At 44.5% G+C, this 8,842-nt stretch carries 7 protein-coding genes and 1 tRNA gene; 2 read left to right on the forward strand and 6 right to left on the reverse strand.

All coding sequences use genetic code 11. From position 1 onward, the window contains the following. Positions 1–149: 149 nt before the first annotated feature. From JHD69_RS21325 to JHD69_RS18000, 4 genes are all read right to left on the reverse strand, one after another. A complete protein-coding gene (locus JHD69_RS21325; RefSeq protein WP_255530764.1) occupies positions 150–281 on the reverse strand; it encodes a hypothetical protein in 132 nt (43 codons plus the stop codon). A gap of 294 nt (positions 282–575) precedes the next feature. Further along, positions 576–649 (reverse strand) — tRNA-Ala (locus JHD69_RS17990). 157 nt (positions 650–806) lie between these two features. Then, on the reverse strand, positions 807–2,744 hold the full coding sequence (locus JHD69_RS17995) for a heparinase II/III domain-containing protein (protein ID WP_199141731.1): 1,938 nt from the start codon (positions 2,742–2,744) through the stop codon (positions 807–809). A 22-nt stretch (positions 2,745–2,766) separates the two neighbouring features. After that, positions 2,767–4,272, reverse strand: coding sequence for an alpha-L-fucosidase (locus tag JHD69_RS18000; RefSeq protein WP_199141732.1), 1,506 nt, complete (start codon positions 4,270–4,272; stop codon positions 2,767–2,769). Between the two features lie 228 nt (positions 4,273–4,500). Here JHD69_RS18000 and JHD69_RS18005 point away from each other — a divergent pair, with 228 nt between their 5' ends. Both JHD69_RS18005 and JHD69_RS18010 read left to right on the forward strand, forming a co-directional pair. Beyond that, complete coding sequence (locus tag JHD69_RS18005; protein WP_199141733.1) at positions 4,501–6,759, forward strand: tetratricopeptide repeat-containing sensor histidine kinase; 2,259 nt, start codon at positions 4,501–4,503, stop codon at positions 6,757–6,759. Then, complete coding sequence (locus JHD69_RS18010) at positions 6,756–7,400, forward strand: response regulator transcription factor (RefSeq protein WP_199141734.1); 645 nt, start codon at positions 6,756–6,758, stop codon at positions 7,398–7,400. The genes JHD69_RS18005 and JHD69_RS18010 overlap by 4 nt, the downstream gene beginning before the upstream one ends. 65 nt (positions 7,401–7,465) lie before the next feature. On the opposite strand, the gene JHD69_RS18015 is transcribed toward JHD69_RS18010, so the two are convergent. Beyond that, the gene (locus JHD69_RS18015) at positions 7,466–7,837 is read right to left on the reverse strand and encodes a hypothetical protein (RefSeq protein WP_199141735.1); all 372 of its coding nucleotides are present in this window, start codon (positions 7,835–7,837) and stop codon (positions 7,466–7,468) included. Positions 7,838–7,945: 108 nt separating this feature from the next. Beyond that, on the reverse strand, positions 7,946–8,842 hold an 897-nt coding region (locus JHD69_RS18020), incomplete at its 5' end, for a hypothetical protein (RefSeq protein ID WP_441339481.1).

The following is an 8,842-nucleotide window of genomic DNA, read 5'->3' on the forward strand; positions in this document are numbered from 1 at the left end:
CCCCCCCCCCCCCCCCCCCCCCCCCCCCCCCCCCCCCCCCCCCCCCCCCCCCCCCCCCCCCCCCCCCCCCCCCCCCCCCCCCCCCCCCCCCCCCTCCCCCTCCCCCCCCCCCCCCCCCCCCCACCCCATGTCGTGGTTCGTCGGCAGCGTCAGATGTGTATAAGAGACAGGATGTTCACATAGCCTATGATCCGCGTACTCAGAAACAGCGTGTTCATCTTTAAGTAACCTTCCGAAATAGACTTTCTGATGCTGTACTGCCTGTTTGCATACTTTTCCATGTTTGCATTCGTGGTCTGCTGTGCCTGATACTGGTTTGCTCCGCTGTAGGCTACGGTTGCCGAACTTCCAGCTACGACTGTATTGGTATTGGTCGTTGCGCTTGCATTTACAGGATAGATATTGTCTTCCTTTTCCTTTTTGTGCTTAACAACACTTTAAAATAAACCATAATACTTGAGTTATGGTTGTTTGATGTATAACAGTGTACTAACAAAATCTAACGGTAGGTTAGTGCTTTGGACTTTCTAACAAACAAAAAAGCCTTTCAACTTTCGTTAAAAGGCTTTGTGTAGTGGAGAATACCGGATTCGAACCGGTCACCTCTTGCCTGCCAGGCAAGCGCTCTAGCCAAATGAGCTAATCCCCCATTTTTGCCCAAAGGTTTTACCCTTTGGGCTGGCAAAAATAATAATTAGTTTGTTTAATACAAATAATGTTTGCAATAAACTGATTAAATAATGCTGTTATTTACAAATCTGCTTTTCCTTGGAAACGATAAAGCCCCATCAGCCACATACGCCAACTTACTTTTTCTCGCTGGCTATGATAGCTAGTTTTAGCGTATTCGTTTTTTCTTTGCTTTTGGTAATCAGCCTGATGCGGTAAATCTTATTGCCCCACATCTTTACAATGCGATCATCGTCAATGGCCTGCTCGTCTACCTTGGCTTCTAGCTGGTTCGTATCGTAATTCATGGCTGTTCCCGTTTGGCCGAAAACAATTTTTCCAGGTTTTAATTCAACGGCATAAGGTGTGATGAAATTAAGTTCGGAAGCTTCCTTAAAGTTGTTGAGCTTGATGGCCTCGGTCAAGTTGATGGTATTTTTAGTCCGGTTGAGGCTAATGGTCCGCTCCCATTGCTGCACATCGGCTGTTGCCGGATAGGCCTTTGCAATGTCCATGGCAACCATAGCCATGCCGGCAGTATTGCTAAACCTGAAATTTGTGGCCGCAAATTGCCTTCCATCTTTTTGTAGCACGCCATTAATGGTGGGACAATTGTGCCATTGCGATTGGACATTCCAAAGTTCATAGCGTCTGTTGCTAAACGTTTTGCTGGTATAGGTACCTACGCCTACATCAATCAGCAAAGGTTTTCCATCATAATACACAATAAAATTCCCAATATCGTTATGGTTATGGCTCTCGGCATTATGGCCTCCCTTAGCGGCGAAAAAGAAGCCTTTGGTGCTTCCGGCAACCGTACGGGCATTAAAAACCTGTAAATCTGGAAGTGCGGCATAAAGCGGATATGGGGCTTTGGCCGGCGTATTATTCAAAGCTCCATAAGCTGCTGCCGTAGCCAGAAAATCGGTAATATCATTGCCCGACACTTGCTTGCCCCTTGCCTTGAACAAAAACGAAGCGTAGTCTTTTAGCGTTTCATCTTTAAACAATACCCCATATTGATAAACGCTTTCGGGGTTTTGCGTGTAGGTCGGAAAAGCATCGGCAAAATTAACCATATACGTATCGCTGATCTGCATTTTATAGGCATAGGCTCCAATTTGGTGCAACAGCTCCTTGTCACTCCAATTCAGTTTACCCTCAGAAACCTGATTAAGGAGCGACAGCAAACGGATCAGTCTGCCACCCGCCATGTCCCAGTAAGACGGACCTTCATCACATCCCCCATCTTCGGGATATTGGTTAATGAAAATATCAGTGCTTCTGAGAACCTTGGCGCTCAGCGAATCGAGTTTTTTGCCTGGTTGCAGCACCTGCAAGGCCGCTTGTAACGTATTGCTGTTCACATAGGTATTCCAGTTGTTTACCGAATTGCCCTTAAAGCCCATCCAGCCAAAACTGTATTTGAGGTAGGGATCAAAAAGCCTACGGTTCAGTTCGTAAACAATCCTGCCATTAACCACCTTTGAATATTTGGCAAATTTGGCCGACAACATATTATAAATAGTAGCTACGGTAAGTCCGGTGCTCGAGGCATGCAAATCAATGTATGGGTTTTCGATATTCGGCAAATCGGCGCCCTCTTTTTGTACAACGATATGCGCAGGAGCTACCCAGGTACTCTCTTCGAGCACCAGCCACAAGCCGTTTACAATCTGCGGTATAAACCTTTCCTTGTTTTCGATCAGTTCGCCTGCCACCAGCAACGATAACATGCGCCGACGTTCATTGACCAGGTTTTCGTAAGTGGTGCGGGTACCTGTAATTTTATAATCGAGATATAAACTTGCCGGCAACGAAGGCCATTTATAGCTCAGAGCGGATTCAGCCTGTTTCAAGATGCGCTGCTTTACCGAGTCGGGCAGGTTGGCCACATTTTTCAGGGCATTCGCATTTTGTTCTTTTTGCCAATTTAAAAGACCGGGGAAGGCATCGCCATTGGCATAGGTTTGCTGATAGGCTTTGGTGAGCCAATTTCTTTGGGTTGTTTTTTGAGCGTATACACTCAGCGAAATGCTCCACAGGACGAAGCAATAGCAGGCAATTTTTTTCATATGAAGAGGATATTGGAAGGGATTAAGGTTTTAAAAAATATAGGCCAAATTCGGCCAAGGTTGGGTTTAGTCTGGATGAAAGGATATGAAACCTGATTTGACTGGTGGTCAATTCGTTAAACTTGAGCAGCCTTTTATAGCCCACTGTAGTTCCTGTTGCAAATACCTTCCACGACACCCCATCAAAATATTCGGCTTCAAATTTTTCGATCCGTTGTCCAACCGCAATATTTTCCTGCAATGCCAATACATTAAAAGTAACGGGCTTAGTCCAGTTCAGTTGAATGGTGGTAGTAGTATCTTTGGTTGTGGTGGTAAAATAGGTTTGCAACTTGCCATCGAATAAACTATTTAAGTTTTTTCCGTTTGCGGCCTGTAACTTAGCTGTTTTGGCTAGATTTTGTCTAAAGGTAGTTTTCATTTGGGTGGCAAATCCTTGGAGGCTCTTGCGATCGGCCTCGGCAATAAGGCCTTGGGTATTTGGCGGAATATTAAGCAACAACACGCCATTGCGACCAACCGAGGTGAAGTAAATATCCATCAATCGCTTATCGCTCTTCACTTTGGCATCTTCTGCCGGATGATAAAACCAACCTGGTCTGATGCTTACATCGGTTTCGGCGGGGTACCAAACCAATCCGCTGGCATTAACCAACTTATCGCGACTTCCCCTATCCTGGTCTTTATAGCTGCCCAACACACCCGGTATCACGTTTACTTCTTGTTGCGAGGCGGCCGCGATTTTCTCTTGGCTCTGCTCAGAAACCGGCAATACGCTCCACTCTGTTTCCCGGCCTACGCCACTTTCAGTACCTACCCAACGTACATCAGGGCCTTGTACCGCAATAACGGCCTGTGGCTGCAGCTTCCTGATCAGGGCGTACCAGCGGTCAAAATCGTAAACCTGTTTCTTGCCGTTTGGCCCCTCGCCATTGGCTCCGTCAAACCAAACCTCATCTACTTTTCCATACTGGGTGAGGAGTTCTGTTAATTGATTAACGAAATAAGTATTGTAAGCCTCAGTTCCGTAACTGGGCGCATTTCTGTCCCATGGCGACAGGTAAACGCCAAAACCCACATCCAATTTGCGGCAAGCCTCGGCCACTTCTTTGACGATATCACCATGGCCGTTTTTATAAGGTGTGTTTTTGATCGAATGCTCGGTAAATCTGCTAGGCCACAAACAAAAGCCATCGTGGTGCTTGGCCGTGATGATAACCTGCTTAAAGCCGGCATCCTTCACGGTTTTAACCCATTGCTCTGCATCAAGTTGTGTGGGATTAAATTGGGAAATGTCTTCTTTGCCATCGCCCCATTCGCGATTGGTAAACGTATTGATGCCAAAATGGAAAAAAGCGGTGAGCTCCAGCTGCTGCCAGCGCAATTGTCTGGCCGATGGGGTTACGGACGCGGCCTTGGCCACAATCGTGTGGAATGGGTCTGTTTTTTTGATCTCGATAAAATGATGTTGCTGGGCTTGGGTAGCCAAGGCCAGACAACATAAAATAACGATCATGCTGTTTTTCATAATCAAGAAATGATTTAAGGTAGTTTAATCTTGTAATAATAAGTTTTTTGGAAGAAAAACCCATCGTGCAAACATAAAAAGGTTGTTATAAAACCGAAACTACGCAAACCCAGCTGATGGCGAAAACACCAGAGCTGGTTAAATTGTTGTCGGACTTGTGCCTTAACACTTTAGGCATTGTTGATTTTGCCCCAATACAATACGCAATTATTGTTATTTTAGGGGCAAATGATCCGCTTTAAACCAACCTTGCCAACCTTCGTATTCTTGCTGCTCTTTTGGGTGGCCTGCCCTAGTTATTGGGCAATGGCGCAAGACCGCATGCCTCCTCCTGCCAAGGATATTGCAGAGATCAGGCAACTTTATCCCTCGACAGAAAAGACCATGTACTTGTTGCGGTATGTACGTAACCCTAAAACCATTTATACGGAAGAACTTAAGAATCTGCTCGAAGAAGCTTTGCAACACTCGAAAAACAGTGCCCGCGAAGACTTGGTTGCAAGTGTATTGGCTACCCAAGCCATTACCGAACTGGGACTAGGCAACCGCGCACAAGCCCTCACCTTGATCCAGCAAGCCGAGAGTTACCTGCCCAAATTGCCTGAACAGCTCATCATGAGCGTACTCAACGACCTCTCAAGGGTATATAGCCGTATTGAAGATCCAGAGAAAAGCATTTATTATTACAATAAAATTGAAGCCTTTACCAAAGACAAGCCTCAGTATATTATTCCTCGTGTTTTTAACCTCAGGAACCGTTCTAACTTCGAAATCCGAAGGGGAAATCCAGCAAAGGCAAAAGAATATCTCCAAATGGCCCTTAGTCTGGCCAAACAGAGCGATAATGCAAGTCTCTATAAAGATACCCGTTTCGCCTATGCCAATCTTTTAGTCAACCTCGACAAGGAAAAGGAAGCTTTCGAGTTGCTGAAGGAACTGGTTCCAGACCTCGAAAACAATATTAATGACCGTACCGTTCAGTTTTTTGGAATATTGGCTCGCAACTACGAATCCCTTGGCGACTACAAGAATGCTTTTCTTTATACGGAAAAAGCCTTTAACCTGCCGAATGTCAGCACACAACAGCTTGCGAACAACATCAATAAAATGATATTGCTAGCCTACCGACTGCAAGACTTTAGCCGTTTTGACGATTTTTTTGCCCTACACCGCAAATATGGCATGGACCAAAACAGCCTGCATTCGAAAAAGATGTATGAAATGGCCGAAGCCTATTATTACGAAGCCAAAAATCAGCCTAAAAAAGCCAAGGCCAGCTTTATAAAGGCCTATCGTTTAAAAATAGGCACCCAGCAAGTACCTGGACTCGATTTGGAAATACTAAGTGGATTGGCCAATTTGTACGCCAGCGAAAGCAAGCGGGATTCTTCCGACTATTATTTTAAGCTGGCCGGCGCCATTTTAAAAAAACACGACATGCCTCCTGCGCTCAAACTCTTGTATTCGAATTCGCTTAAAACCGCGCACCAAGCCAATGGAGGCAACCCCGACACCTTGATCAAGAGCTTAGAGCAACAAATACAGCTTAAGGATACCCTGTACCAAATGGCCATGCAACAGGCATCGAAAGAGTTGGAAACCAAGTACAAGGTAAACGAAAAAGAACAGCAGTTGGCCTTAGCCCAAAAACAACAGGAAGTACAAAAACTGGAACTGCAACAACAAAAACAACGCAATTGGATCATTTTTATAGGATCGGCAGTTGTGGTACTGCTATTGAGCGGCCTTGCCTATATTTTGTTTCAGCGCAAAAAACAGGCTGGCATTTTACATCGGGCTACTTTGAATAACCTCAAGCAGCAGCACCAGCTCGATTTGATGAATACGCTTACCGAAGTACAGGAGCAAGAGAAAAAGCGCATCGCCACACAGCTGCACGACGAGGTTGGCGCCATGCTTTCTATTGCCAAACTCAATATCAATACGTTAAACGAGGAAGTGTTTGCGGCAGGCAGTGGGGCCAACAAAAAACTGGAAGTGGCACAAAACCTTTTGGGCAACATCAGCGAAACCGTGCGCAACATCAGCCACGCCCTGATGCCGATAGCTTTGGAAAAATATGGGTTCAAAGCAGCTATCCTAGATTTGATCAGCGCGATTAAAACAGCCAATCGCTTAACCGTTGAGCATGTAATTGAGGGCTTTGAACATACCGAAAAATGGCCACCACAATTTACGCTGAGCACTTACCGCATTATTCAGGAAATACTGAACAACGCCATTAAGCATGCCGAAGCCAAACATCTGTTCATCCAGCTCATCGAACTGGAAAACAGCCTGACCATTTATGTAGAAGACGATGGCAAAGGTATTGCGCAAGAACGCGACACAACTGCCGGTGCCGGCATGAAGCTATTGCAAACCAATATTGCCTACCTTTCGGGCAAACTCGAAATAGAAGGCAAGCCCAACGAAGGAACTTTTGTATTAATTGAACTTCCTATCCCCCCCATTAAGTTGCCATGAAAATCCAATTGATATTAGCTGATGACCACCCCGTTGTATTGCATGGCATCAAGGCACACTTTGACAACGACGAGCGTTTTGAAATCATAGGCATGATGAACAATGGCCTCGAGTTGCTCAATTCGCCTTTGCTCGTTCAGGCCGATATCATTCTGCTCGACCTGAATATGCCCGGTGTGGACGGGTTAAAAGCCTTACAGGAACTAAAAAAACGAAAAATCAAAGCCAAGATCATTGTGCTTAGCAATTACCATTCGCAAGAACTGATCAAAAACACTAAAGTCAATGGTGCCAATGGCTATATCGTCAAATCAGACGAGCTGCACAAATTGGCCAACAGTTTGCTGACCGTGATAGGCGGCCAGGATATCTTTCCGGATTTCAATCCAAAAGCGCCCAACGAAAGTCCTTTCTCTTATTTCGACGATTTTCTCAAAAAGCACAAGCTTACGAAAAGAGAAGTAGAAATTATCAGGCTGGTTTGCCAAAACCTGCGCACCAAAGACATTGCCGAACGCCTGTTCCTTTCAGAGTTTACCGTTCACACGCACCGCAAAAATATCATGCGGAAACTAGATCTGTCTGATTCGACCGTGGCGCTTTACGATTTTGCCCTGAAGGCGAATTTGATTGGGGGTTAAAGTGGAAGGCCGAAGGTTGGATGGTAGGCTCGTGTATGTTTTGTTTTGCATGGCTGCATAGTTGATCAATTGGCGCTTGTTTTTGGAACGCTGCATACCGTCAATACGTTGTTGCGTACCGACAACGAAGCATCTGCATACGACAATGGACCGTTGCGGGTCGACAATACTACGTTGTGGACCCGCAATGGAGCATCTGCATGCAACAATGGAGCATTGCGGGTTGACAATGTTACACTGCGGACCGACAATGAAGCATCTTCATGCCACAATGGAATGCTGCGGACCGTTAACGCAAGGCTGTTTGATGCAAAAAGTGCATTTGCATATCGTAATAGGCATTTTTGGCTAATCTGTAAAGAAGGCAGGCATGCCAATACCTTAAAAGAAAGCAGGGCGGGGATGTAGCAGACCAGGGTAAATGCAGGGCTGTACATAGGTTAACAACAGGCGTTTGCCTCTATCAAATGAACGAGAAATTTTGGAGAAATGCAAGGGGCTAAATAAGATAATTGTCTAGCTTTATTTATCTTTTCCTCATCTTGTTAATAGACAAATTGTCTAATTGACAATGGCAGATAAATTTCCCTTTCATTTTCAAATAAATCCTCTTTTTCTGGCAAGGAAATTTTCAAGTTAAGGTTAAGCTTTTTATCTAAGTTAAAATGTAACTGTTTGCCGTTTACTGGTTGCATTAATTGAATAAAATAATCATCCCCAATTATAGGCCTAAGTTGTTTTGCAACTTCGAGATCGAAATCAAAAGTTCCAAGATATCTAGAAGTTTCGTCGCCTACTGGTGCAGAAAAACTAAAAAGATTGTCATTATATTTTACGATAGTCAAAGGATTTATATCGATTAGTAGAATTGGATCTGTCTTTTTAAAACCTAATCTTTTAATATGCAGTCCAAAATCTTTACTTAACCTTTCGTCAGGATAATCGAATACTTTTGATGGGCTAATTAACTCTTTCAGCATACTTCTATAGAGGTCTATTGCCCCTAACGAAATATGGAATAATGGTTTGGGTCTGCTGATGTTAAAAAGGCTAAAAAAATGTCCATTGCAGAGAGCAAAATAATTTACTCTAATTTCTGGATGTATGGCATAAGAATACGCTTGTTCTATATGCTTGGTATCGGTTATTTGTTCCGAAGGTGATTTTGCTTCTAATATCCATGCTGGTTTTTCTGCAACCTGCATCAAATAGTCTGGAATTACAGTAATATTCCTACGACTTGATCCAATTGAAACAAAAGGATGCTTTAGTCCATGATTTCTGATGACTTGTGTATCTTTCGAATTGCTATATCCGAGATCTTTCAGGCCGAACCTGGTAAATGGATTGGCGCCAAAGTGGGCCTGTTTTGTGTACGGGATCAGCAAACCAACGATTCTGGCTATGCCGATTTCGATTGGTTCAGGATAAACTAAAGAAAT

It is taken from the genome of Pedobacter sp. ASV12 (assembly GCF_016429155.1).
GTDB lineage: Bacteria > Bacteroidota > Bacteroidia > Sphingobacteriales > Sphingobacteriaceae > Pedobacter.